23 protein-coding genes are annotated in these 21,997 nt (G+C 74.5%); 11 read left to right on the top strand and 12 right to left on the bottom strand.

Annotation, left to right across the window (positions count from 1 at the left end):
- Window positions 1-77 precede the first annotated feature (77 nt).
- From VGP36_09885 to VGP36_09895, 3 genes are all read left to right on the top strand, one after another.
- The gene (locus VGP36_09885) at window positions 78-662 is read left to right on the top strand and encodes a nucleotidyltransferase family protein (GenBank protein HEV7655020.1); all 585 of its coding nucleotides are present in this window, start codon (window positions 78-80) and stop codon (window positions 660-662) included.
- Between the two features lie 284 nt (window positions 663-946).
- A complete protein-coding gene (locus tag VGP36_09890; GenBank protein ID HEV7655021.1) occupies window positions 947-1,306 on the top strand; it encodes an oxidoreductase in 360 nt (119 codons plus the stop codon).
- 26 nt (window positions 1,307-1,332) lie between these two features.
- Window positions 1,333-2,214 (top strand): NAD(+)/NADH kinase, encoded by an 882-nt coding sequence (locus VGP36_09895; protein HEV7655022.1) that lies wholly within the window; start codon window positions 1,333-1,335, stop codon window positions 2,212-2,214.
- On the opposite strand, the gene VGP36_09900 is transcribed toward VGP36_09895, so the two are convergent.
- From VGP36_09900 to VGP36_09915, 4 genes are read right to left on the bottom strand one after another with little or no spacing between them, the layout of a single operon-like run.
- Window positions 2,198-3,730 carry a fused MFS/spermidine synthase gene (locus VGP36_09900; GenBank protein ID HEV7655023.1) on the bottom strand — a complete coding sequence of 511 codons (1,533 nt, stop codon included), beginning with the start codon at window positions 3,728-3,730 and terminating at the stop codon, window positions 2,198-2,200. The genes VGP36_09895 and VGP36_09900 overlap by 17 nt on opposite strands.
- A 42-nt stretch (window positions 3,731-3,772) precedes the next feature.
- Window positions 3,773-4,486 carry an FAD-binding oxidoreductase gene (locus VGP36_09905; GenBank protein HEV7655024.1) on the bottom strand — a complete coding sequence of 238 codons (714 nt, stop codon included), beginning with the start codon at window positions 4,484-4,486 and terminating at the stop codon, window positions 3,773-3,775.
- The gene (locus VGP36_09910; GenBank protein HEV7655025.1) at window positions 4,479-5,087 is read right to left on the bottom strand and encodes a sulfite oxidase-like oxidoreductase; all 609 of its coding nucleotides are present in this window, start codon (window positions 5,085-5,087) and stop codon (window positions 4,479-4,481) included. Before VGP36_09910 ends, VGP36_09905 begins: the two co-directional genes overlap by 8 nt.
- 10 nt (window positions 5,088-5,097) lie before the next feature.
- A complete protein-coding gene (locus tag VGP36_09915; GenBank protein ID HEV7655026.1) occupies window positions 5,098-5,742 on the bottom strand; it encodes a hypothetical protein in 645 nt (214 codons plus the stop codon).
- A 183-nt stretch (window positions 5,743-5,925) separates the two neighbouring features.
- Here VGP36_09915 and VGP36_09920 point away from each other — a divergent pair, with 183 nt between their 5' ends.
- From VGP36_09920 to VGP36_09930, 3 genes are read left to right on the top strand one after another with little or no spacing between them, the layout of a single operon-like run.
- Window positions 5,926-6,327 carry a hypothetical protein gene (locus VGP36_09920; GenBank protein HEV7655027.1) on the top strand — a complete coding sequence of 134 codons (402 nt, stop codon included), beginning with the start codon at window positions 5,926-5,928 and terminating at the stop codon, window positions 6,325-6,327.
- Between the two features lie 20 nt (window positions 6,328-6,347).
- Entirely contained in the window at window positions 6,348-7,574 is a 1,227-nt protein-coding gene (locus tag VGP36_09925) for a cupin domain-containing protein (GenBank protein ID HEV7655028.1), read from the top strand.
- Window positions 7,575-7,600: 26 nt separating this feature from the next.
- A complete protein-coding gene (locus VGP36_09930; protein ID HEV7655029.1) occupies window positions 7,601-8,557 on the top strand; it encodes a sucrase ferredoxin in 957 nt (318 codons plus the stop codon).
- A 164-nt stretch (window positions 8,558-8,721) separates the two neighbouring features.
- Here VGP36_09930 and VGP36_09935 read toward each other — a convergent pair whose 3' ends face one another.
- The gene (locus tag VGP36_09935; GenBank protein HEV7655030.1) at window positions 8,722-10,326 is read right to left on the bottom strand and encodes a Na+/H+ antiporter; all 1,605 of its coding nucleotides are present in this window, start codon (window positions 10,324-10,326) and stop codon (window positions 8,722-8,724) included.
- Window positions 10,327-10,523: 197 nt separating this feature from the next.
- Here VGP36_09935 and VGP36_09940 point away from each other — a divergent pair, with 197 nt between their 5' ends.
- Entirely contained in the window at window positions 10,524-11,663 is a 1,140-nt protein-coding gene (locus VGP36_09940; GenBank protein ID HEV7655031.1) for a lysylphosphatidylglycerol synthase domain-containing protein, read from the top strand.
- Here the strand turns inward: VGP36_09940 and VGP36_09945 are convergent.
- A complete protein-coding gene (locus tag VGP36_09945; GenBank protein ID HEV7655032.1) occupies window positions 11,660-12,250 on the bottom strand; it encodes a PASTA domain-containing protein in 591 nt (196 codons plus the stop codon). The two genes, VGP36_09940 and VGP36_09945, sit on opposite strands and share 4 nt — an antisense overlap.
- 204 nt (window positions 12,251-12,454) lie before the next feature.
- On the opposite strand from VGP36_09945, the gene VGP36_09950 reads away from it, so the two are divergent.
- The gene (locus tag VGP36_09950) at window positions 12,455-12,856 is read left to right on the top strand and encodes a VOC family protein (protein ID HEV7655033.1); all 402 of its coding nucleotides are present in this window, start codon (window positions 12,455-12,457) and stop codon (window positions 12,854-12,856) included.
- A gap of 78 nt (window positions 12,857-12,934) precedes the next feature.
- Here the strand turns inward: VGP36_09950 and VGP36_09955 are convergent, their stop codons facing one another.
- Window positions 12,935-13,696, bottom strand: a complete 762-nt coding sequence (locus VGP36_09955) for a sulfite exporter TauE/SafE family protein (GenBank protein ID HEV7655034.1) — start codon at window positions 13,694-13,696, stop codon at window positions 12,935-12,937.
- A 77-nt stretch (window positions 13,697-13,773) separates the two neighbouring features.
- Here VGP36_09955 and VGP36_09960 point away from each other — a divergent pair, with 77 nt between their 5' ends.
- From VGP36_09960 to VGP36_09970, 3 genes are read left to right on the top strand one after another with little or no spacing between them, the layout of a single operon-like run.
- Window positions 13,774-14,529 (top strand): ABC transporter ATP-binding protein, encoded by a 756-nt coding sequence (locus VGP36_09960; protein HEV7655035.1) that lies wholly within the window; start codon window positions 13,774-13,776, stop codon window positions 14,527-14,529.
- Window positions 14,514-16,337, top strand: coding sequence for a hypothetical protein (locus VGP36_09965; GenBank protein ID HEV7655036.1), 1,824 nt, complete (start codon window positions 14,514-14,516; stop codon window positions 16,335-16,337). The genes VGP36_09960 and VGP36_09965 overlap by 16 nt, the downstream gene beginning before the upstream one ends.
- 38 nt (window positions 16,338-16,375) lie before the next feature.
- Window positions 16,376-17,791 (top strand): MDR family MFS transporter, encoded by a 1,416-nt coding sequence (locus VGP36_09970; GenBank protein HEV7655037.1) that lies wholly within the window; start codon window positions 16,376-16,378, stop codon window positions 17,789-17,791.
- Here the strand turns inward: VGP36_09970 and VGP36_09975 are convergent.
- The 5 genes from VGP36_09975 to VGP36_09995 form a co-directional block, all read right to left on the bottom strand.
- Window positions 17,788-18,624, bottom strand: a complete 837-nt coding sequence (locus VGP36_09975; protein ID HEV7655038.1) for a GH25 family lysozyme — start codon at window positions 18,622-18,624, stop codon at window positions 17,788-17,790. The genes VGP36_09970 and VGP36_09975 overlap by 4 nt on opposite strands.
- Window positions 18,625-18,762: 138 nt before the next feature.
- A complete protein-coding gene (locus VGP36_09980) occupies window positions 18,763-19,341 on the bottom strand; it encodes a Clp protease N-terminal domain-containing protein (protein ID HEV7655039.1) in 579 nt (192 codons plus the stop codon).
- Window position 19,342: 1 nt separating this feature from the next.
- Window positions 19,343-19,549: a helix-turn-helix domain-containing protein gene (locus VGP36_09985; GenBank protein HEV7655040.1), complete on the bottom strand. Its 207-nt coding sequence runs from the start codon at window positions 19,547-19,549 to the stop codon at window positions 19,343-19,345.
- Window positions 19,550-19,707: 158 nt separating this feature from the next.
- The gene (locus VGP36_09990; protein ID HEV7655041.1) at window positions 19,708-19,959 is read right to left on the bottom strand and encodes a Smr/MutS family protein; all 252 of its coding nucleotides are present in this window, start codon (window positions 19,957-19,959) and stop codon (window positions 19,708-19,710) included.
- A gap of 108 nt (window positions 19,960-20,067) precedes the next feature.
- Window positions 20,068-21,984 (bottom strand): KUP/HAK/KT family potassium transporter, encoded by a 1,917-nt coding sequence (locus VGP36_09995; protein ID HEV7655042.1) that lies wholly within the window; start codon window positions 21,982-21,984, stop codon window positions 20,068-20,070.
- Window positions 21,985-21,997: the final 13 nt, after the last annotated feature.

Below are 21,997 nucleotides of genomic sequence, written 5' to 3' on the forward strand. Positions count from 1 at the left end.
CACGCAGGGATGCCCGGACCGGATCACTCCAAACAGCGCCGGTGTGCCGCCGGGCCGGCGCGGGTACCGCTCCGGCCGTGAGCACTCCCGAGCAGGTCGCCGAGGCCACCGACGCCGTCGTCGACGCCGACCTGCTGGAGACGGTGAAGAAGGCCGCGGTCGAGCTCAAGCGGGCGGGGGTCACCTTCGCGCTCTGCGGCGGCTGGGCCACGTACGCGCGGGGCGGTCCGCGCTCCGAGCACGACGCCGACTTCGCGCTGCTGGAGCGGGACGTGGCCCACGCGGTCGACGCGATGACCGCCACCGGGTTCGAGGCCGACACCGAGGCGCCCGAGGACTGGCTGACCAAGCTCTGGGATCGCGGCAACCTGGTCGACCTGATCTTCCGGCTGTCCGGGAAACCGGTCACCGAGGACATCCTGGGCCGGGCCGAGGAGATCGAGGTCGGTTCGGTGCAGATGCCGGTGCTGGCCGCGACCGACCTCGTGGTGACCAAGCTGCTGACGTACCGGGACCACTACGCGGACTTCGGCAGCGCGCTGCCGATGGTGCGGGCGCTGCGGGAACAGGTCGACTGGGGCCAGGTCCGGGAGCGGACCGCGCAGTCGCCGTTCGCGGAGGCGTTCCTGCTGCTGGCCGACCGCCTCGGGCTGACCGACTGAGCCCGCCGCCCGGTCCCGGAGTCGGACGGAGCCGGGCGGCGCGCGGCCGCCTGCCGCCCGGTCCGGGTGCACGCCGGCCTCCGGCTGGCCATCGTGCGGCAGATCGCGGGGAGCCACGGCGGCTCCGTCGCCCTGCACAACGTGCCCGCAGTGGGCAGCACGGTCGTGGTCTGGCTGCCCTCGGCCGCCCGGACCGGCGCACAGGATGCGCTCAGCCCGCCCACAGCCGATCCGGTGCCGCGTCCTTCACACTGATTTTCGTGGACATCAGGCACAGTGGACGCATGGGTTTGTTCGATCGGCGGCGCCGGTCCGGACGCGGCCGGTCGGCCGCGGGTGCCGGTGGGGTGCGGACCCTCCTGGACCGCGAGGCGACCAAGGAGGATCTGGCCCACCTGCGCGAGTTCGCCTCGACCAAGGTCGGGGTGGAGTTCTACGTCGAGCCGGAGACCACGGCCACCGACACCACGGCGGTCGCGGTCGCCTCGGACGGGGAGTGGACCCGCCGCCGGGTCGGCTCGCCGGCCGCGATCGGCAAGCTGGCCCGCGACCTGCGGCTGCCGGTGTACGAGGCCGCCGTCGTCGGCTACCCGCAGCGGATGCGGGACTGGAACGCCAGGCGCAAGCGCGAGAGCGGACTCTAGGTCGCGACGGCCAGTACGTTGGGGCCATGCATTCGCCCAAGCGGGTCGGCCTGGTCCTGCACCCGCGCCGCGACTCCGAGCCGGCGGTCAAGGCCATCGAGGACTGGGCCCGCCGCAACAACCACACGCTGGTCGGCGTGCCCGGCGAGGTCGACCGCATCGGCTACGACATCGAGCAGGTCGAGCCGGGCGAGCTGTCCGGACTGGACCTGCTGATCAGCCTGGGCGGGGACGGCACGATGCTGCGGGCGCTGCGGCTGTCCCAGCCCAGGGCCGTGCCGGTGCTCGGGGTGAACTTGGGCCGGCTCGGCTTCCTGGCCGAGATCGACGTGCCCGACCTGCCGGACGCACTGACCGAGATCGACGCGGGCAACTCGACCGTGGAGACCCGGGTCGCGGTCCAGGTCGACTTCGACGACTCGACCGCGTTCGCGTTCAACGACGTCGCGGTGGTGCGGCACCCGGGCCAGCCGGTCGCCGCGGTCGAGGTCAAGGTCGAGGGCCAGCCCTTCGTGCGGTACGCGGCCGACGCGATCGTGATCGCCACGCCGACCGGGTCCACCGCGTACAGCTTCTCGGCCGGCGGGCCGATCGTCTCGCCCCGGGCCGAGGGGCTGCTGGTCATCCCGGTCGCGCCGCACTCGGCGTTCAACCGGGCGGTGTTCCTGTCCGCGGGGGAGCCGGTCGGGCTGGACCTGCTGCCGACCAGCGGCCGGCTCGCGGTCGAGGTCGACGGGCTGCTGGCCGGCACGGTCGAGCCGGGCCAGTCCGTGAACGTGTTCCTCTGCGCCCGGGCCGGGCGGGTGGTCCGGCTCGGGACGACGACGTTCTACCAGCGGGCCCGGCGCAAGCTGCGGCTGGCCGACCCGGCCGAGCTGGACGAGGTCGACGTCACGAAGACCGGGTGAACTGGGTGATCAGCTGATCGACCGGCGCGTGCGCGTCGGTCAGCACCTCGGCGGCGCCGGCGAACCGGGTCGTGGCCTGCTCGTCGGCGACCAGCCAGGCGTTGCGGGTGGCCAGGTCGCGCTGGATGCCGGCCAGCGGCAGCGGCTGCCGGGAGGCGACCAGGATGTGGTTGCCGCCGCCCTGCCCGGCCACCGTGACCGGCGCGCCGATGAGCGCGACATGGCCGAAGACCGACTTCAGGGTGGCGATCTCGGCCCGGGCGAACCGGTCGGGCTGGTAGTCGATGACGTTCACCGCGTACACGCCGTCGTCGTGCAGGACGTCGCGGACCTGCTCGGCGACCTCCTTCGTGGTCAGGTGCCAGGGCACCGCCAGGCCGCCGAACGCGTCGCCGACGACGAAGTCGTAGCCATCCCGGGGCTGCTCCCGCAGCCCGGTCCGCCCGTCCCCGACCCGTACGGACAGGTTCGGGATGGCGTCGACGCCGAGCCGCTGCCGGCCGAGGGAGACCACGCCGCCGTCGATCTCCAGCACGGTGCCGCGGGTGCCGGGGCGGCTGGCGGCCAGGTAGCGCGGCATCGTGAAGCCGCCGCCGCCGATGTGCAGCGCGGTCATCGGCGTCCCGGCCGGCCGGATCGAGTCGGCCACCGCGGCCAGCGCCTTCGTGTAGTCGAACTCCAGGTACCGCGGGTCGGCCAGGTCCACGTACGAGTGGCGCAGGGTGTCCAGCTCCAGCGTCCGGCCGGTGGACCGCTCCGGGTCGGCGACCACCCGGGCGCAGTGGTACTCGGTCTCCTTCTGGCACGGGTTCGGCGCCACCGCGACCAGCAGGATCGACAGCGGCAGCAGCGCGATCGCGGCCCCGGGCAGCGGGCCGGTGCCCGCGCCGCCGGGCAGCCGGCGGTCCCAGAGGAACACCAGCGCGCCCACGACCGCCACGACGACGCCGGTGCCGATGAGGATCGTGCTGGTCCGGAACGCCGCGACCAGGATGAAGCCGGTCGCGAACGTCGCGACGATGCCGCCGAGGGTGCCGATCCCGGACAGCTTGCCGACGATCGTGCCGGTCTCGTGCAGGTCGCGCAGCTGCAGCTTGGCCACGATCGGCGCCACCGCGGACAGCAGCCCGGCCGGCAGGATCACCGCGGCCATCGCCAGCAGCAGGGTCGCCGAGGCGTCGCCGGTGCCCTGGGTGGCGGTGCCGACCCAGCGCACCACCGGCAGGGTGAGCAGGGTCAGGCAGGCGCCGACCAGCAGCAGCGGGCCGAGCAGCCGCTGCGGCCGGTCCACCCGGTCCGCGGCCCGGCCGCCGGCCCAGGCGCCGACCGCGATCGCCATCAGCGCGGCGCCGATCACGGCGGTGTTCGTCTGCAGCGTCACCCCGACGTACGGGGCGATCAGCCGCAGCGCCAGCGTCTCCAGCACCAGCACCGCGGCGGCCGCGACGAACACGATGACCGCGGCGAACGCGGGCGGCAGGGCGAGGGTCGGGCGCTCGGTGCGGGTGTCGCTCACCGGGTCAGGATCCCCGACAGCGCTGTGACGCGCGGGAGCGGGTCAGGACCCGGATGAGCCGTACCGCTCCAGCTTGATCCGGCTCCGGTCGTAGCCCTGCTGCGCCAGCAGGGTCGCGGCGGCCTCGACGAAGCCGGTGGAGCCGCAGACGTACGCGGGGCCGTCGTCGAAGGCGACCGCCGCGACGTCGTCCGCGGTGATCCGGCCGGCCGGTCTCGTCGCGGCCGGCGGCGTCCGTCGCGTGTAGACGACCGTGGTCTCGGGGCCGAGCTCGGTGGCGAAGATCAGCTCCTCCGGCGCCCGCACCGAGAACAGCAGCCGGACCGGGACGTCCGGGTGCGACAGCCGGCGCGAGCGCAGCATCGCCATCACCGGCGCCACCCCGGACCCGCCGGCCACCAGCAGCAGCGGGCTCTCGCCGCGCCAGACGAAGTAGCCGCCGACCGGCCCGCGCACCTCGACCTCGTCGCCCGCGACCACGTCCTCGGTCAGGTACGGCGAGACCTCGCCCGCGGGCAGCCGGTCCACGGTCAGCTCGACCACGCCCGCGTCCTCCGGCGGCGAGGCCACCGAGTACGACCGGCTGGCGCTGTAACCGTCCTCGGCGGTGAGCCGGACGATGTAGTGCTGTCCGGGCAGGTGCGCGCGCCGGTCCGGCACCCGCAGCCGCAACGTGGCCACGTGCGCGTTCTCCGGCCGCACCGACTCCACCGTCGCGAACGTCCACGGCCCCGGCGTCGGCGCCGGCTCAGTCACCCTGGTAGCGCTGCTCGCGCCAGGGGTCGCCGCGGTCGTGGTAGCCGCGGACCTCCCAGAAACCGGGCTCGTCGTGGTCGAGCAGCGTGATCGTCTCGATCCACTTCGCGCTCTTCCAGAAGTACAGGTGCGGCACGATCATCCGCACCGGCCCGCCGTGCTCGACCGGCAGCGGCCGGCCCTCGTGCTCCCAGACGATCCAGGCCTTGCCGCCGGTGATGTCCGCCAGCGGCAGGTTGGTCGTGTAGCCGGTGCTGCTCGTCGCCACCGCGAACGTCGCCTCCGGCGTCGGCCGGGCCTCGGCCAGCAGCGTGTCGACCGAGATGCCGGCGAAGGACGTGTCCAGTTTGGACCACGTGGTGACGCAGTGGATGTCGCCGCTGAAGCGGTCCGGCGCCAGCTGCTGGACCTCTTTCCAGGTCCACGTCATGGGCTTCTCGACGCGCCCGTTGACGGTGATCGACCACGAGTCGAGGTCGAGGCGCGGAGTCAGCTCCGCGGTGAGGACGGGCCACCCCGAGCCCACGTCGTACTGACCCGGGGGAAGACGGCCGGGCTCGCCGCCGCGGCGACGACCGGTGAAACCACGCGAAGCTCGCACGGGAAGGAATCTACTCGGCCCGCAGCCGGACGGACCGGCGTACGCCGATGGCGAGCGCCACACCGCCGGCCGGCGCGACGACCACCCCGGTGACCAGCAGCCCCAGCGCGAGCCGGCGCAGGAAACCGGCCCGCAACGCCAGCGCGGCGGTCACCTCCAGGCCGGCGGACCCGTCGGCGTTCATCACCACCAGCCGCTGGCCGCCCGTACGCACCGGTACGTCGATCGTCTGCTGTCCGCTGCCGGTCGCGCTGACCGTCCACACCCGCTGACCGGCCGGCCGGGCCGGGCCGCCGGCGCCCTCGTGCGGGACCAGCGTCGCCCGCAGCGGGGACAGCCGGACCGCGGTCAGCTCGTCGTACCCGACGCCGGACAGGTAGCGGTCGACCGCCGCGGCCGGCCCGACGCCGAGGAAGACCGGGCCGCCGTCGGTGGACTCGACCCGGACCCGCACGGTCGCGTCGAGGCCACCGGTGCCCAGGCCCGCGGCGTCGGAGACCAACGCGTACCGCTGGGTGGACAGCGTGCCGGCGCTGCCGCCGAAGGCGCCGTCGCGGCCGGTCAGCAGGAGCAGCACGACACCGGTGACGCCGAGCGCGAGACCGATCAGCGCACAGACCGCGCCGAGCGCCACCAGCAGCACTCTTCCGGTCACCGCACACCATCCGGGCTCGTCGCGGACGGCCGCCGGAGCCCCGGCGTGCCGTAGCCGAGGACACTACTGGCGGGACGATGATCTCCCTTTGCCGACCGGTTAGTTGTGGCCCCTCGGGGGCACGCCTAGGGTCGGCGCGGGCCTGGTCGGCCCGTACCCCGACTCGACGAGGAGGCTGCGCTGATGGCGCTGGACGATGACGACATGGTGACGTCCGGACCGGGGAGCGAGGGTCCGGCTGACGGTGGCGCCGACGGCGTCGCGGGCGTGCACGACGGTGGTGCCGACGGTGGCGCGGACGGCGGTGCCGATTCCGGTGCCGACTCCGGTGCCGGCGGCCCGGCCGACTCGGGCGCGGCCGACGGTGTGGCCGGGACGCACGATGGTGGCGCGGACGGCGGCGCCGAGGGTCCGGCCGACTCGGGCGCGGGCGGCGGCGCGTCGGGCGTGTCCGACGGTGGTGCCGACGGCGGCGCCGACTCCGGTGCCGAGGGTCCGGCCGACTCCGGTGCCGGTGACTCCGGCGCGGCCGGTGTCCACGACGGCGGCGCCGATGGCGGAGCGGACGGCGGGGCACAGCGCTGAGCACGGAATCCGGCGTCGCGGTGCCGGGCGGTCCCACTCCGGACCGCCCGGCCCTGCGCCGCTGCATCGGCATCTCCCCGGCCGAGTTCGCGGCCTCGCACTGGGCGGCCAAGCCCCTGCTGACGCCCGCCGCCGGGAACTTCGCGGACCTCTTCAGCCTGGCCGCGGTGGACGAGCTGGTCTCCACCCGCGGGCTGCGTACGCCGTTCCTGCGGGTGGCCAACCAGGGCAAGGTCGTCGAGCCGGCCCGGTTCACCCGCGGTGGCGGCGCCGGCGCCGAGGTCTCCGACCAGCTCGCCGACGACCGGCTGACCGAGCTGTTCGCCGACGGCTCCACCCTGGTGCTGCAGGGACTGCACCGGACCTGGCCGCCGCTGGTCGACTTCGGCGGCCGGCTCGCCGCCGAGCTCGGGCACCCGGTCCAGATCAACGCGTACGTGACACCCCCGCAGAACAAGGGGTTCTCGGCGCACTTCGACGTCCATGACGTGTTCGTGCTGCAGGTCGCCGGCGAGAAGCGGTGGACCATCCACGCGCCGGTGCACGAGGCGCCGCTGCGGGACCAGGAATGGAACCGCTACCGCACCGCGGTGGCGGCGCGGGCGGCCGAGGAACCGGCCATCGACACCATGCTGCGCCCGGGTGACGCGCTCTACCTGCCGCGGGGCTGGCTGCACTCGGCCGAGGCGCTCGGCGACGTGTCCGTACACCTGACGATCGGCATCCACTCCGTCACCCGGTACGCGTTGGTGGAGGCGTTGACCGCGCTGGCGGCGGAGGAACCGGAGCTGCGGACCTCGCTGCCGCTCGGCGTCGACGTGGCCGACCCGGACCAGCTCGGGCCCGATCTGGCCGCGACCGTCGAGGCGCTGACCGGCTGGCTCGGCAAGGCCGACCCGGCTCAGGTCGCCGACCGCGTGCGGCGTCGCGTGTGGACACAGACCCGGCCGGAGCCGGTCGGCCCGCTGGCCCAGGCGGCCGCGGCCCGCTCGGTCACCGACGGCACGACCGTCCGGGTGCGCGGGGGACTGCGGCACCGGCTGCGGCCGGTCGACGGCGGCACCGTGGTGCTGGAGCTGCCGGACCGGACGCTCTCGCTGCCGGCCGCGACCGCGGACGCGCTGCGGGCGTTGCTGTCCGGACAGGTTCTGGCCGCGGGTGAGCTGCCCGGTCTGGACGCGGCCGACGGGCGGACGCTGACCGCCCGGCTGCTGCGCGAGTCGATCGTGGTGCCGTCGGCCGAATGAGCGAGCCGCCCGCTCCCGGAGTCCCCGTGGATGCGGGACCTCCGGCGGCGGTCTCGGCGGTGTTCCGGCTGGGCCAGGCGCTGGAGCGGCTCGGGAGCGGGCCGGGCGGGATCTCCGAGCGGTGTGCCCCCTCGGCCGAGCGGCGGGGTGACCTCCGGCTCGGCTCGGCCTCGCCGACGGCGCGCTGGCTGCTGGTCGAGCAGCCCGGCGGCTGGGGGTCCGACGCGCTGCTGGAGTCCACTCTGGACCGTACTGTCGGGGCGGAGCTCCTGCGCCGCTGGGAGGACGGGGCCGGCATCCGGGTGCTGCTGATCCGCCGGCCCGGCCGCCGACCGGCCCCGGCCCGCCGCGCCTGGGCCGTGGTCGACTCCCGGGCCGGCCGGGAACGGGTCGGCTGGGGCAGCTGGGAACGCCCCGACGAGCTGCTGGACCTCCCGGTCGGCGCCGACGCGGGCGAGCCCGGCGGCCCGCTCTACCTGGTCTGCGCGCACGGCCGGCACGACGCCTGCTGCGCGATCCGCGGTCGCCCGGTGGCGCAGTCGCTGGAGGCGGCCCGGCCGGGCGCGGTCTGGGAGTGCTCGCACATCGGCGGCGACCGGTTCGCCGCGAACGTCGTCGCCCTGCCGCACGGGCTGTTCTACGGGCACGTCACCCCGGCCACGGCGCCGGCGGTGGCGACCGCGTACGAGCAGGGCGAGGTCCGTACCGACCTGCTCCGCGGCCGGTCCGCGTTCGCGCCGCCGGCCCAGGCGGCCCAGCACCACGCCCGGCTCGCGCTGGGGGAGACCCGGGTGGACGCGCTGCGCCCGCTCGGCATGGCCGCGCTGGCCGACCGGACCTGGCGCGTCCGCCTGGCCGCGCCCGGCGGCGCCCTGCTGGTGACGGTCCGGGCCGCGCTCGGCGCGCCGGTCCGGCTCACCTGCTCCTCGATACGGGCCGAGCGCCCGCGCACCTGGGAGCTGCTCCGCCTCGAACGGGCCTGAGCGTGTCGTGCCGGGAGCATGTCGCAGCGTGACGCATGCTGGTCGGGACGTCGACAGTCTCGGGGGAGACCGCATGTTCCGTGCCACCAAGGTCCGCGGGCGGGCACTGGTTCGACGCGGAGCACGCCGACCGCGACGGCGGCAACTGCGTCGTCCACCTCTAGTCAGGAGGGCTCGCTGCGGGACAGCAGCCGCTCCTCGTGATCCAGCTCCCGCTGCAGCGTGCGCAGGTCGGCGTCCCGCAGCTGCCCGGAGTCGCGGCGGCGCAGCAGCTCCCGCCGTTCGGCCTCGATCATGGCCCGGCGCAGCTCCGCCACCTCCAGGCCCGGGCCGACGCCGTCGGCCTCGTCGACGTCGGCCCGGTCCAGCAGCCGCAGCCGCTCCTTGCGCCGGTGCAGCCGCCGCTCGTTGTCCTGCCGCACCCGCTCCAGCACGTCGGCGTCGAAGTCCGCGCCGGCGGACAGGTCGTCCAGCTGCCGCAGCGCCGCCTCGGCCGCGGCGACCCGGGCCTCGCCGCGGGCCCGCAGCCGCCCGGCCCGGTCGTCGCGCAACCCCAGCAGTCGCAGGATCGGCCCGAGCGTCAGCCCCTGCCCGACCAGCGTCACCAGCACGACCAGGTACGCGCACAGCAGCATCAGCTCCCGCCCCGGCAGCGGCCGCCCGTCCCCGGTCGTCAGCGGCAGCGCGAACGCCGCCGCCAGCGTGATCACCCCGCGGGTGCCGGCCCAGGACAGCGCGATCAGCTCGCGGCCGCCGAGGGCCGCCGCGTTCTCCCCGAGCATCCGGCCGGGCAGGTGCACGAGCAGGTAGAGCCAGAGCGGCCGGACCAGCAGCACCCCGGCCAGGGTCAGTACGCAGGCCAGCACCGTACGGCCCGGGGTGATGTCGTCCAGCCCGCCCAGCACGACCGGCACCTGCTGGCCGATGAGCAGGAAGACCAGGCCCTCCAGCAGCAGCGCGACCAGTCGCCAGACCGACAGCGCCTGCAGCCGGGTCGCGGCCGAGATCACCGTGGGCGAGGAGTGGCTGATCAGGAGCCCGGCCACCACGACCGCGAGCACGCCGGACGCGTGCACCTCCTCGGCGGCCAGGTACGCCGCGAACGGCGTCGCCAGCGACACCACCGTCTCCAGCAGCGAGTCGTCCAGCCGCCGGTAGAGCTGCCGGGACAGCCAGGCGATCAGCAACCCGACCGCGATCCCGCCCAGCGCCGCCAGCGCGAACTGCCCGGACGCATGCAGCAGGGAGAATCCGGCGCCGGCCACCGAGGCGACCGCGACCTGGTAGACGGTCAGCGCGGTCGCGTCGTTGAGCAGCCCTTCGCCCTCGACCAGCGTCATCAGCCGCGGCGGCAGGCCGGCCCGGCGGGCCACCCCGAGCGCGGCCACCGGGTCCGGCGGCGCCACCGCCGCGCCCAGCGCCAGCGCGGCCGCGAACGGCAGCCCCGGCACGATCAGCTGCAGCAGCCCGCCGACCGTGAACGCCGTCGCCAGCACCAGCCCGACCGAGAGCGAGGCCACCGGCCGGCGGCTGGCCCGGATGTCGACCAGGCTGGCCTCGATCGCGGCGGAGTAGAGGAGCGGCGGGATGATCACCGCCAGCACCAGGTCCGGTTCGAGGCCGACGTTGCGCCCGGGCAGCGCCGCGTACGCCAGGCCGGCCAGCACGAGCACCACCGGCACCGGGATGCGCAGCCGCCGGGCCACCAGCGAGCCGAGGACGACCACCCCGACCGCGGCGAGCACGAAGGCCACCTGGTGCTCGATCACGCGTGCACTATCCCCTTTCCGCGGTGCGGGGTGAGGTCAGCCCCACCGGCAGTACGGGCGCTGGCCCGGTTCTCCGGCGTACCCGTCCGGCCGACGATCAACAGGTGACTCTTCTCGCCCCATATCCGGGAGAACCCCGAGTCCGGTTCGGCACGTTCCCCGATGCGGGGGCGCGTCCGGCTGAGCAGGGTGAGGACATGGTCCTCACCGCCCCCGCGCCCACGGTCACCCGGCCCGTTCCCCGGCCGAGGCGCGCCCCGCGACCCGGATCGCGGCCCGGGCCGCGCCCCGGTCCGGGCGTCGGCCCGGCCCTCGTTCCGGCCCTCGTTCCGGGCGTCGTTCCGGGCGTCGGGTCGGTCTCCGGGTCGGTCGCCGGGACGGCGGCCGGGCGGGGCTTCGGGTCGGGCGTCCGGGCCGGAGGGTGGGCGCGGGCGTCGAAGTGGGTGGCCGGGGGCGTGCTGGTCGCCGCGGTGACCATGCTCGTGCTGCAGTTGCGGGACGCCGAGCTGGACGCCGCGTTCGCCGCGGTGGACCCGGTCGCGCTGGCCGGCGCGTTCGGCTGGTTCGCGCTGTCGCTGGTTGCCGCCGCGTACACGGTGACCGGGTTCTCCCCGCTGCCGCTGCGGTTCGGGCAGACGCTGCTGGCCCAGCTCGCGGTCGGCGGGCTGCGGCTGGTGATGCCCTCGGCGGCCGGGATGCCGGCGGTGATCGTGCGCTACCTCACCCGGTCCGGGGCCGGCGTCGCCGACGCGGCCGCCACCGTCGCCGCGGGCCAGGCCGCGCAGCTGGTCGCGACCGTGGCCGTGGTCGCCGCGCTCGGAGCCGGCTCGGCCGCCGGGCCCTCGCTGCCCAGCGGCACGATCGTCCTGGTCGTCCTGGCCGTGCTGGCCGTGCTCGTCCTGGCCGGCTGGATCGCGGCCCGGGTCAGCGCCCGGGTCCGGGCCGTACTGGCCGCGACCTGGCGCGGGCAGCTCGCGCTGGCCGCGCACGCCCGCCGGCACCCCGGGCGGGTCGCGGGCGGGCTGGCCGCCTCGGCCGCGCTCACCCTGTTCCACGTGCTCGCGTTCGCGGCCTGCGTCTCGGCCGCGGGCGGTTCGCTGCCGCTGGTCACGCTGGCCGCGATCTACCTGGGCGCGGCCACCGCCGGGTCGCTGATCCCGACCCCGGGCGGCATCGGCCCGGTCGAGGCGGCGCTGGTCGCGGGGCTCACCGCGGCCGGCATGCCGCTGCCGGCCGCAACCGCCGCGGCGCTGCTGTCCCGGCTGGTCTCGGTCTGGCTGCCGGCCGTGCCGGGGCTGGTCGCCGCCGGCGTACTCCGCCGCCGCGCCCTGCTCTAGAGCCCGTCGGTCACCAGGATGACGGTGGACCCGGCCCGGACCACGGACCCGGCGGTGGGCCGCTGCGAGGTCACCCGCCGGTCGTCCCGGTCGGTGGTGAACAGCCCGCCGAGCACCTGGACCTTGAGGCCGGCGGCGGTGAGGGCAGCCGTCGCCGGCTTCACCCGCAGCCCGGTCACGTCCGGGACCGTCACCAGCTTCCCGACCGGCGTGGACAACGTCGGCCGCGGCGTGGGCTTCGGCTTGGGCTTCGGCGGCGCCACCGTGTGCGCGGACGGCAGCGGCTTCACCGGCACCGTGAACGTCGCGGTCGGCGGGGCCGGCACGGTCGTGGTCGGCGGGGCCGGCTCGCCGGTGGCCGCGGCCGCGGTGGTCGCCGGCGCCGCCACCGAGGTCGCGGGCGGCTGCGGCGTCGCGGCGGCCGAGACCGTGCCGCCCCGGCCGGTCACCGAGGAGACCATCCAGAACACCCCCACCACCGCGAGCAGCGCGACCACCACCGCGCCGGAGAGCAGCAGCCAGAGCGGGCGCCGCGCAGGCGGCGTGGATCGCGGGGATTCCCGGAACAGGTCGAACTCGTCGTCCACCGGATCTCCCGCCACGCCGTCAGGTCGCCGAGGACGATAACCCACGCCCGGCCCGGACGGGACCGATCAGTACGTCCGGGTCCGGTCCGGGACGTCCCCGCCCATCCCGCCGGAGCAACGGAAGACTGCCCGTCCGGACCGCGCCAGGACCCGTACGGCAGTGGCAGGGTGAAGGCCGACACCGTCATCCCTGGAGGTCAGCGCATGCCCGCGTTCCCGTCCCTCGCCCACGTCGCCGTCACGGTGACCGACCTCGACCGCAGCACTCGCTGGTACTCGGCGCTGTTCGACGCCGAACCCGTGCTGGACGAGGACGAGCAGTCGGGCACGTTCCACCACACCGTGTACCTGCTCGACGGCGGGCAGCTGTTCGGCCTGCACAAGCACGTCGACGCCGGCTCGGTGGACTTCAACGAGCGGGACGCCGGGCTGGACCACGTCGCGTTCGCCTGCGCCGACCGGGCCCAGCTGGAGAGCTGGGCCGCCCGGCTGGACGAGCTCGGGATCAAGCACGGCGGTGTGGTCGACGCGACCTACGGCTCCGGGTTGTCCTTCCGCGACCCCGACAGCATCGCGCTGGAGTTCTTCGCCCCGCCCGCCGGCTGAGCCTGCGCGTCCGGCCGGACCGCCGCCGCGGCCGGCAGCCTGCGTCCGGCCGGACCGCCGCCGCGGCCCGGCCGGCGTTCAGCGCAGCGCCAGGTAGGGCGCCAGCGCCAGCAGCACCACGACCAGGATCCCGCGCAGCGTCGCGGTCGGCAGCGCCCGGGCGATCCGCCAGCCCACGATCACCCCGGCCAGCTCGGGCGCGCCGATCAGCAGCACCAGACCCCAGTCGACGCTGCCGTGGATCGCGTACCCGATCGTGCCGACGGACGCGATCACGATCGACTGGACCTGGGCCGCGGCCAGCGACTCCAGCACGCCGACGCCGATCGCCAGCAGCAGCGGCACGGTCAGCATCGGACCGCCGAGCCCGAGGACGCCGCTGACCAGGCCGACCGCGGCGCCGAGCACGACCAGCACCCAGGTCCGCGGGTGCGCGTGCCCGGCAGCGGCCTCCTGCCGCCCGCGCCACCAGACGAGCACCGCGACCGCGACCGCGAAGACCGCCAGCAGGATCCCGAACGCCTTCTTCGACACGTGGGTGTTGATCACCACGCCCGGGGGAGTGCCGAGCACCGCCGCGGCCGCGAGGATCAGGGCCGTCCGGCGGGTGGCCGCGTCCCGCAGCTGCCCGGACGCGGTGAACGCGGCGGTCCCGGCGATCCCGCAGGCGATGTTCGTCGCGATCGCGGTCCCGGCCACCACCGCGGGCGCGAGCGGGGTCAGCGCGAACAGCCCGATCGTCGGCAGCACCCCGCCCGGCCCGACCGCGCTGATCCCGACCCCGCCGACCACGCCGATCAGCGCGAGCAGGACGAGTACGCCGGCGGACAGATCTGCCACACCCCCACCCTAGGGTGGACCGCCGACCAACCGATCGGTTGATCAGCCGCCGGTCCGGACACGGCAGGCTCGGGGACATGACGGCCCTGCAGCTCTCGAAGCTCACCAAGACGTACGGGCCGACGACGGCCGTCGCCGGGATCGACCTGGAGGTGCCGGCCGGGTCGTTCTTCGGCCTGGTCGGGCCGAACGGCGCCGGCAAGACCACGGCGCTGTCGATGGCCGTCGGGCTGCTGCGGCCGGACTCCGGCACGGCGCGGATCTTCGGCGTCGACGTCTGGGCCAGGCCCGCCGAGGCGAAGGCGCTGGTCGGTGTGCTGCCGGACGGGCTGGCCATGCCGGAGCGGCTGACCGGCCGGGAGGTCCTGACGTACCTGGGCCTGCTGCGCGGGCTGCCCGAGGCCGAGGTCCGCCGCCGGGCCGAGGACCTGCTGCGCGTCCTGGAGCTGGACAGGGCCGAGCGCACGCTGGTGCTGGAGTACTCCACCGGCATGCGCAAGAAGATCGGCCTGGCCGTCGCGCTGCTGCACGCGCCGCGGCTGCTGGTGCTGGACGAGCCGTTCGAGTCGGTGGACCCGGTCTCGGCCGCGACGATCCGGCAGATCCTGCACCGGTTCGTGGCCGGCGGCGGCTCGGTCGTGCTGTCCAGCCACGTCATGTCGCTGGTCGAGGAGGTCTGCGACACGGTCGGGGTGATGGCCGCCGGGGCGGTCGTCGCCGCCGGCCCGCTGGCCGGGGTACGGGGCGCCGCCGCCAGCCTGGAGGACTCGTTCGTGCACCTGGTCGGCGCGAAGACCGCGTCGCTGGAGGGGCTGTCGTGGTTGTCGTCCTGATCCGGATGAAGGTCGCGCTGCTGCGCAACAGCTGGCGCGGCGAGCGGGTCTTCACGGTCTTCGCCGGCGGCGCCGTCGGCGTGCTGGCCGCGATCGGGACGCTGCTGCTGGCCGGGCTGCGGCCGGACCTGCTGGCCTCGGCGTACCTGGTCTGGGCGTTGGGCTGGGTGATCGGGCCGGTCCTCATGGGCGGCGGCGACGAGACGCTGCGCCCGGAGTACGTCGCCTCGATCGGCCTGCGGCCGCGCACGCTCGCGACCGGGCTGCTGGCCGGCGGCCTGGTCGGGATCACCGCCGCGGTCAGCCTGCTCGCGCTGCTCGGGCTGGTGGTCCGCGGCGCCCAGCTCGGGGTCGGTCCGGCGCTGGTCGCCGTCCCGGTCGCGCTGCTGGCGCTGGCGGTGCTGGTGCTGGCGTCGCGGGTGGCGGTGGCGCTGTTCGGGATGCTGCTGCGGTCGCGGACCGGCGCGGTCGTGATGGGCCTGCTCACCGGCGTCGTGCTGGCGCTGAGCGCGCAGGGCTGGTGGCTGATCGTGCCGCTGACCGAGGCCGGGGTGGCCGCCGACTTCGGCACGGTCCTGCGCGCGCTGCCGTCGGGCTGGCCGGTCGTCGCGGTCGACGGCAGCTCGTGGGGTCTCCGGATGGCGGCGTTCGGCGGCCTGCTCGGGCTCGGCGGCGTGCTGCTGCTGGCCTGGAGCGCCCTGCTCGTGCGGCGGATCGCGGCCGGCCGGGCGTCCGCCGGGGTCGGCGCGCCGCGGGGGAGCGGGCGGCCGCTGCGCGGCACCGGCCCGCTCGGCGCGGTCGTCGGCAAGGAGCTGCGCAGCTGGGGCCGGGACCTGGTCCGGATCAACACGCTGGTCTTCTCGCTCTGCTACGGCCTGGCGATCGCCGCGCTGCCGCTGGCCGCCGGGATCCCGGACATGCTGCCGTTCGCCGCGCCGATCGCGGTGATCATGGCCGCCGGCACCAGCGCCAACCTGTACGGCGGCGACGGCACCGCGCTCTGGCTCACCCTGCTCACGCCCGGCGCCGAGCGCACCGACGTCCGCGGCCGGCAGCTGGCCTGGCTGCTCGTCGTCGGCCCGGCCGCGCTGCTGCTCACCGTGGTACTCACGGTCGTGTCCGGACAGTACTGGGCCTGGCCGTGGGTGCTGGCCGCGCTGCCCGCGCTGGCCGGCGGCGGGATCGGGCTGGCGCTGGTGCTGTCCGTGGTCGCGACCGTGCCCGGCACCGACCCGCAGAAGCGGGCCGGCAACCCGCTCGCCACGTCCGAGGAGGACGGTGCCGCGGCCGGGCTGGTGATGGCGATGATCCTGCTGGTGCCGCTGGCCGCCGTACCGGCGATCGGCGTCGTGCTGGCCGGCTATCTGAGCGGGCTGGCCGTGCTGGAGTGGGCCGGGGTCCTGGTCGGTGTCGCCAGTGGGGCCGCGGCCGCGTGGTGGCTCGGCCGGGTGGCGGGGGACCGGCTGGTCCGGCGCGGCCCGGAGGTGCTGACGCTGCTGCGGACCGGGCGGTCCGACGCGGTCGTGCCCTGGGCCGGGCGGTCCAACGCCCGGCCTGGGGTGACGCTGCCGCCGTGGGCGACCGTCGTGATCGGGACGTGCTGGTCGCTCGGCGCGATCCCGCTGTTCCCGCAGGGCCTGGTGGCCGGGACGCTGCTGCTGTTCGCGCCGCAGGTCCGGTCCTGGTTCCTCGCGCTCTACCTGCCCGCGCCCTGGAACTGGCTCGTCGTCGTCGCCATGGTCGCGCTCGGCCTGGGCATGTACGCGGTCGCCTGGAGGCTGCCCGCCCGGTACGCCGCCGCCACCTGACGGAGATGGGCGCCGGCCGGAGTGCTTTGCTTCCGGTGATGGCTGAGCGACGGCAGGGAGCGAACGCGGTCGGCTTCCGTACCGAACGCGGGCCGATCCTCATCGCGGTGATGCTCGCGACCGGCCTGGTCGCCGTCGACTCGACGATCATCGCGACCGCGGTGCCCTCGATCGTGGCCGACGTCGGCGGGTTCTCCGCGTTCCCCTGGCTGTTCTCGATCTACCTGCTGGCCCAGGCCGTCTCCGTCCCCGTGTACGGCAAGCTCGCCGACCTCTTCGGCCGCAAGCCGGTGATCCTCTTCGGCATCGGCCTGTTCCTGTTCGGCTCGATCCTCTGCGGTGCGGCCTGGAGCATGGGCACGTTGATCGGTGCCCGGGTCGTGCAGGGCCTCGGTGCGGGCGCGATCGCCCCGGTCACGATCACGATCGTCGGCGACCTCTACTCGACCGAGGAACGGGCCAAGGCCCAGGGCTACATCGCCAGCGTCTGGGGAATCGCCTCGGTGGTCGGGCCGACGCTGGGCGGTGTCCTGTCCGAGTACGCGTCCTGGCGCTGGATCTTCTTCGTCAACATCCCGCTCTGCCTGCTGGCCGCGGCGATGCTCGTCCGGAACTTCGCCGAGCGGGTCGAGCGCAGCCGCCCGCACATCGACTACCGCGGCGCCGCGCTGCTCACCGCCGGGCTCACGCTGGTGATCCTGGCCGTGCTCGAGGGCGGGCAGGCCTGGGCCTGGGACGCCCCCGCCTCGATCGGCGTCCTCGCGGCCGGGGTGGCGCTGCTGGTCGCCTTCTGGTTCGCCGAGCGGGTCGCGCCGGAGCCGGTGCTGCCGCTGTGGGTGTTCCGGCGTCGGCTGCTGGTGGCCAGCGGGCTGGTCGCCGTCGGTGTCGGCGCGGTCGTGCTCGGCCTGACCTCGTACGTGCCGACGTACGTGCAGGAGGTCCTCGGGCACGGGCCGCTGGTGGCCGGGTTCGCGCTGGCGACGCTGTCGATGGGCTGGCCGATCGCGGCGTCCCAGGCCGGCAGGATCTACCTGCGGGCCGGCTTCCGGACCTGCGCGCTGATCGGGACCTCGATCATCGTCGTCGGCACGGTGCTGTTGTTGCTGCTGGGCCGGGACTCCAGCGTCTGGCAGGTCGCCGCGACCTGCCTGGTGATCGGCTTCGGCATGGGCCTGACCGTGAGCCCGACGCTGATCGCGGCCCAGTCCAGCGTGGGCTGGAACCAGCGTGGCGTGGTCACGGCCAACAACCTGTTCCTGCGCTCGCTCGGCAGCTCGGTCGGGGTCGCGGTGTTCGGCGCACTGGCGAACGCGGTGGTGGGCTCGGCCGGGGGAGCCGACCCGGGTCGGCTCACCACGGCCGTGCACCACATCTTCCTGACCGTCGTGGTCGTCTCGGCGCTGATGCTGCTGACCGCCACGACGCTGCCGCGCCAGGTCGTCGCCGCGGACTAGCCGAGTGCGAACGCCTGGAGCCGGTCGAGCGCGCCGTTGAAGCGGTCCTGGTCCAGGGGAGTGTCGGTCCACTGCCAGACCGTGCGGACGCCCCAGCCGGCCGGCAGGGTGCCGACGGCCGTGGCGTACCGGGCGATCCAGAGCGGGTTGGTCGCGCCGAAGGAGGCGTCGTTGCCGGTGCAGGTCGTCCACCAGTCGGTGGTCGTGTAGATGACCGCGTCCCGCCCGGTCCGGGTCCGGTACGTGTTCGCGAAGTCCCGGATCCAGGCCGACATGGCCGCCTTGGTCAGCCCGTAGCAGGTCGCGCCGTACGGGTTGTACTCGATGTCGAGCGTCGCCGGCAGCGTGCGCCCGTCCGCGGACCAGCCGCCGCCGTGCGCGAGCAGGAAGTTGGCCTGGGTGGCGCCGGAGGAACGGTCCGGCAGCGCGAAGTGGTACGCGCCCCGGATCACCCCGGCGTTGAACGCGCCGGTGTAGTTGGCCCCGAACGCCGAGTCGACGAACGTGACCCCCTCGGTCGCCTTGATCCAGGTGAACCGGATGCCGGAGGAGAACTTCGAGGCCCAGTTCACGGTGCCCTGGAAGTGCGACACGTCGATGCCGGGGGTCTGGGTGACGGCCTCGGTGGTGCCGCCGGTGTGGGGGCCCTGGGTGCCGCGGCGGCTCCAGCCCAGGAAGTCGAGGTCGGGGTGGGTGACCCCGCTGGCGGCCGGGCCGCCGATGCCGTCCGGGATCGGGGCGGCAGACGCGGCGGTCGCGCCGATCGTCCCCGGGACGACGAGGGAGAGCACCACGATGGCGAGGCGGGCGAACAGGCGGGCAGATCGGGTCACGTCGACCTCCTGACGGTGAGTGCGCCGGACGGAGGCGATCGCTACGCCGGACGGCGTACTAGGGATACCGTGGACAGCCTCGCCGCACTAGTCCTCCCGCCGAGTGACGCAGTGTCCGGTTCGGTGACGCACTGTGATTCAGGCCGCGGCCGCGAGCTGGGCGAGGACCGTCGCGGAGAGGCCGGCGACGGTGCTGCCGGCGCGCTCGACGATGCCGGTGACGAGCTCGTCGTCCAGGCGCAGCAGGCCGAGCAGCAGGTGGCCGGGCTCGATGCGCCGGTGGTGCAGTTCGGTGGTGACGCGCAGCGCCTGCTCCAGCGCGCGCTTCGCCTCGGGGGTGAAGCGGGGCTTGCGGGGCCGGCCGGCCGGCAGCCGGCGGTCCGGCGCTCCGTCCAGCGCGCCGGCGCCGAAGGTTCGCTCGGTCGCGGCCCGGATCCCGTCGTAGTCGACGCCGATCGCCCGCAGCGCGTCCGGGTCGATCTGCGGCCCGGACGCGCCCGGGCCCGTCGCCGTCTCCGGACCGCGGGGGAGCGCGGCCCGGATCACGAGCCCGGTGATCCCGGCGTCCCGCAGCGGCCGCCCGGCGGTGTCGTGCCGGACCTCGGCGCAGCCGTAGAGCAGGTGGCCCGGCGCGAGCACGCCCGAGCGCAGCTCGAACGCGAGGTCCTCGGCCTCGACCAGCACCGCCCGGGAGGACTCGGTGAATCGCTCGAACATCTCAATGCCCCTTCCGGCCGTGCTTCTGGTGTGCGGCCTGCTTGGAGACGCCGAGCTCGGCCGCGATCTGCGCCCAGGACCAGCCGAGATCCCGGGCCCGGTCGACCTGCAGCGACTCCAGCTGCTCGGCCAGCCGGCGCAGCGAGGCCACCGCCCGCAGCCCGACCGCCGGGTCGTCACTCCCGAGCTCCTCCGCACGTCCCGTCATATCGTCAATGTACGTTGACCATCTATCGCCGTCAAGTAAACCTGACGGATGTGGGGTCGCGGTTCCGGCCGTACCGCTGGCTCTGACCGCCTCCCAGCCGCGGGTCAGGGGTCGAGCAGCTGGGCGGGAGCTTGCAGAGCGGGAGCGCACGGGCTCAGCTAGAACCGCACCAGGATGCGACCTTCGTTGTCGCCACTCGCGTCCACCGTCCGATACAGCTTCCGGAGGTGCGGCTGACCGAGCATCGCGAGCACCCGCTTCCGCAGTACGCCGGAACCCTTGCCGCAGACGATCTCCACGACCTCGACCTGCTCTCGGGCCGCGCGGAAGATCGCTGCCCGGACGGCGTTGTCGATCGCCCGGTCGTTCCGGAAGAACGGATGCAGGTCGACCGTGAGCTGCGTGGGCACGCGACCTCCTCGATGTCTCGGCAGGCGTTCGACGGATGGCGCCCATGATTCGCTTGCCCATTGTCGGCTCGCCGGTCTGGCGGCCGCGTCTGCTCGCCCGGACCTGGGTCAGACGCTGATGTGGGAGCTGATGACCACGGTCCGGTCGGCCGGTAGCTCGAAAGCCCGTGCGGCATCGGCGGTGAGCGAGGACAGGGCGAGGAACAGCTGGGTCCGCCACCGCGGCATCGTCGGGTGCCGGCTGGGTTCCAGGCGGATGGTCGACAGGAAGTACGAGGCATCCGCCAGGTCGACCGGGGACTCGAACGCCTCCGCGGGCAAGGCGGCGAGCATCCCGGGGATGTCCGTACGCTGCATGAAGCCGAAGCGGGCGGTGACCAGCGTGATGCCGTCGTCCCGGTAGCCGAGGTCGTCGACGGTGGCGACGTCCTGCGGGGCGACGAGGGGGACCGGGGCGGTCTGGATCGAGACGATGAGCACGCGTTGCTGCAGCACCGCGATGCGCTCGACGCTGGCCCGCATCGCCAGCGGCGCGGTGTCCCTGTCGCGGTTGAGGAAGACGGCAGTGCCGGGTACGCGGTGCACGGCCGGGCGGCGCTCGTGCAGCTCGTCGACGAACGTGCGCAGCGGGCCCTCCCGCTGCTCGCGTCGTTCGGAGACCAGCCGGCGGCCCTGTTGCCAGGTGGTCATGACGGTGAAGATGGTCAGGCCGATGAGCAGCGGTAGCCACGCACCGCTGATCAGCTTGGTGAGGTTCGCGGCCAGGAACATCAGCTCGATCAGCAGGAATCCGCCGCCGGCGAGCAGCACGGCCCAGGTGGGCCAGCCCCATTGCTGCCGGGCGACGTAGAACAGGAGCGTGGTGGTGACGGTGATCGTGCCGGTCACCGCCATCCCGAAGGCGAAGGCGAGCGCGGCGGACGTCTGGAAGGACAGTACGAGGACGATCACCATGACCATCAGCGCCCAGTTCACCGCGGGCACGTAGATCTGGCCGATGGTCTGCATCGACGTGTGGAGGATCCGCAGTCGCGGCAGGTAACCCAGCTGCACGGCCTGCCGGGCGACCGAGAACGCTCCGGTGATGACGGCCTGCGAGGCGATGACGGTGGCGGCGGTGGCGAGCAGCACCAGCGGGATCAACGCCCAGGACGGCACCAGCAGGAAGAACGGCGCCCGGATCGCGCCGTCGGGTCCCGGGTCGTGCAGCACGAGCGCGCCCTGCCCGAAGTAGGACAGCGTGCAGGCCGGGAACACGAGCGCGAGCCAGGCGCGGCTGATGGGGGCGCGACCGAAGTGCCCGAGGTCCGCGTAGAGCGCCTCGGCGCCGGTGACAGCGAGCACCACCGCGGCCAGGGCGAAGAAGGCGATGCCGAAGTGCCCGACGAAGAAGCCGAGCGCGTAGGTGGGCGAGAGGGCCTTCAGTATGCCGGGTTCGGCGGTGATGCCCGCGATCCCGGCGGCGCCGATCGCCAGGAACCACAGGGTCATCACCGGTCCGAACACCCGGCCGACGCGAGCGGTCCCTATTCGCTGGGCCGCGAACAGCGCCAGGATGATGACGATCGTGACCGGGATGACGAGCGGCTCGAAGCCGGGCCGGACCACCTTCAGCCCCTCGACGGCGGACAGCACCGAGATGGCCGGCGTGATCATGCTGTCGGCGAGGAACAGCGAAGCGCCGAGGACACCCAGGGCGGTCAGCACCGTGAGCGTCCGGGCCCGGGATCTCCGGCCCGGGCGGCGGCCCGGCCGGGCGACCAGCGTGATGAGCGAGAGGATGCCGCCCTCGCCGTCGTTGTCCGCCCGCAGCACCAGGCCGACGTAGAGGACGGTGACGATGACCGTGACCGACCAGAAGACCAGCGACACCAGGCCGTACACGTTGTCCGTGGTCAAGGGCACGGGATGCGGGTCGTCCGGGCTGAAGATCGTCTGGATCGTGTAGATGGGACTGGTGCCGATGTCACCGAAGACGATTCCGAGGGCGCCCAGCGTCGCCGCGGCGCGACCCGGATGCCGGATCGTTCCTTCGTGC

Source organism: Mycobacteriales bacterium (genome assembly GCA_035995165.1).
Taxonomy (GTDB): Bacteria; Actinomycetota; Actinomycetes; order Mycobacteriales; family CADCTP01; genus CADCTP01.

Bases quoted from the DNA above. Each gene is read 5' to 3' on its own strand.
- VGP36_09890 (HEV7655021.1), top strand. From the start codon at position 947: ATGGGTTTGTTCGATCGGCGGCGCCGGTCCGGACGCGGCCGGTCGGCC.
- VGP36_09895 (HEV7655022.1), top strand. From the start codon at position 1,333: ATGCATTCGCCCAAGCGGGTCGGCCTGGTCCTGCACCCGCGCCGCGAC.
- VGP36_09920 (HEV7655027.1), top strand. From the start codon at position 5,926: ATGGCGCTGGACGATGACGACATGGTGACGTCCGGACCGGGGAGCGAG.
- VGP36_09940 (HEV7655031.1), top strand. From the start codon at position 10,524: ATGGTCCTCACCGCCCCCGCGCCCACGGTCACCCGGCCCGTTCCCCGG.
- VGP36_09950 (HEV7655033.1), top strand. From the start codon at position 12,455: ATGCCCGCGTTCCCGTCCCTCGCCCACGTCGCCGTCACGGTGACCGAC.
- VGP36_09960 (HEV7655035.1), top strand. From the start codon at position 13,774: ATGACGGCCCTGCAGCTCTCGAAGCTCACCAAGACGTACGGGCCGACG.
- VGP36_09970 (HEV7655037.1), top strand. From the start codon at position 16,376: ATGGCTGAGCGACGGCAGGGAGCGAACGCGGTCGGCTTCCGTACCGAA.
- VGP36_09980 (HEV7655039.1), bottom strand. From the start codon at position 19,341: ATGTTCGAGCGATTCACCGAGTCCTCCCGGGCGGTGCTGGTCGAGGCC.
- VGP36_09985 (HEV7655040.1), bottom strand. From the start codon at position 19,549: ATGACGGGACGTGCGGAGGAGCTCGGGAGTGACGACCCGGCGGTCGGG.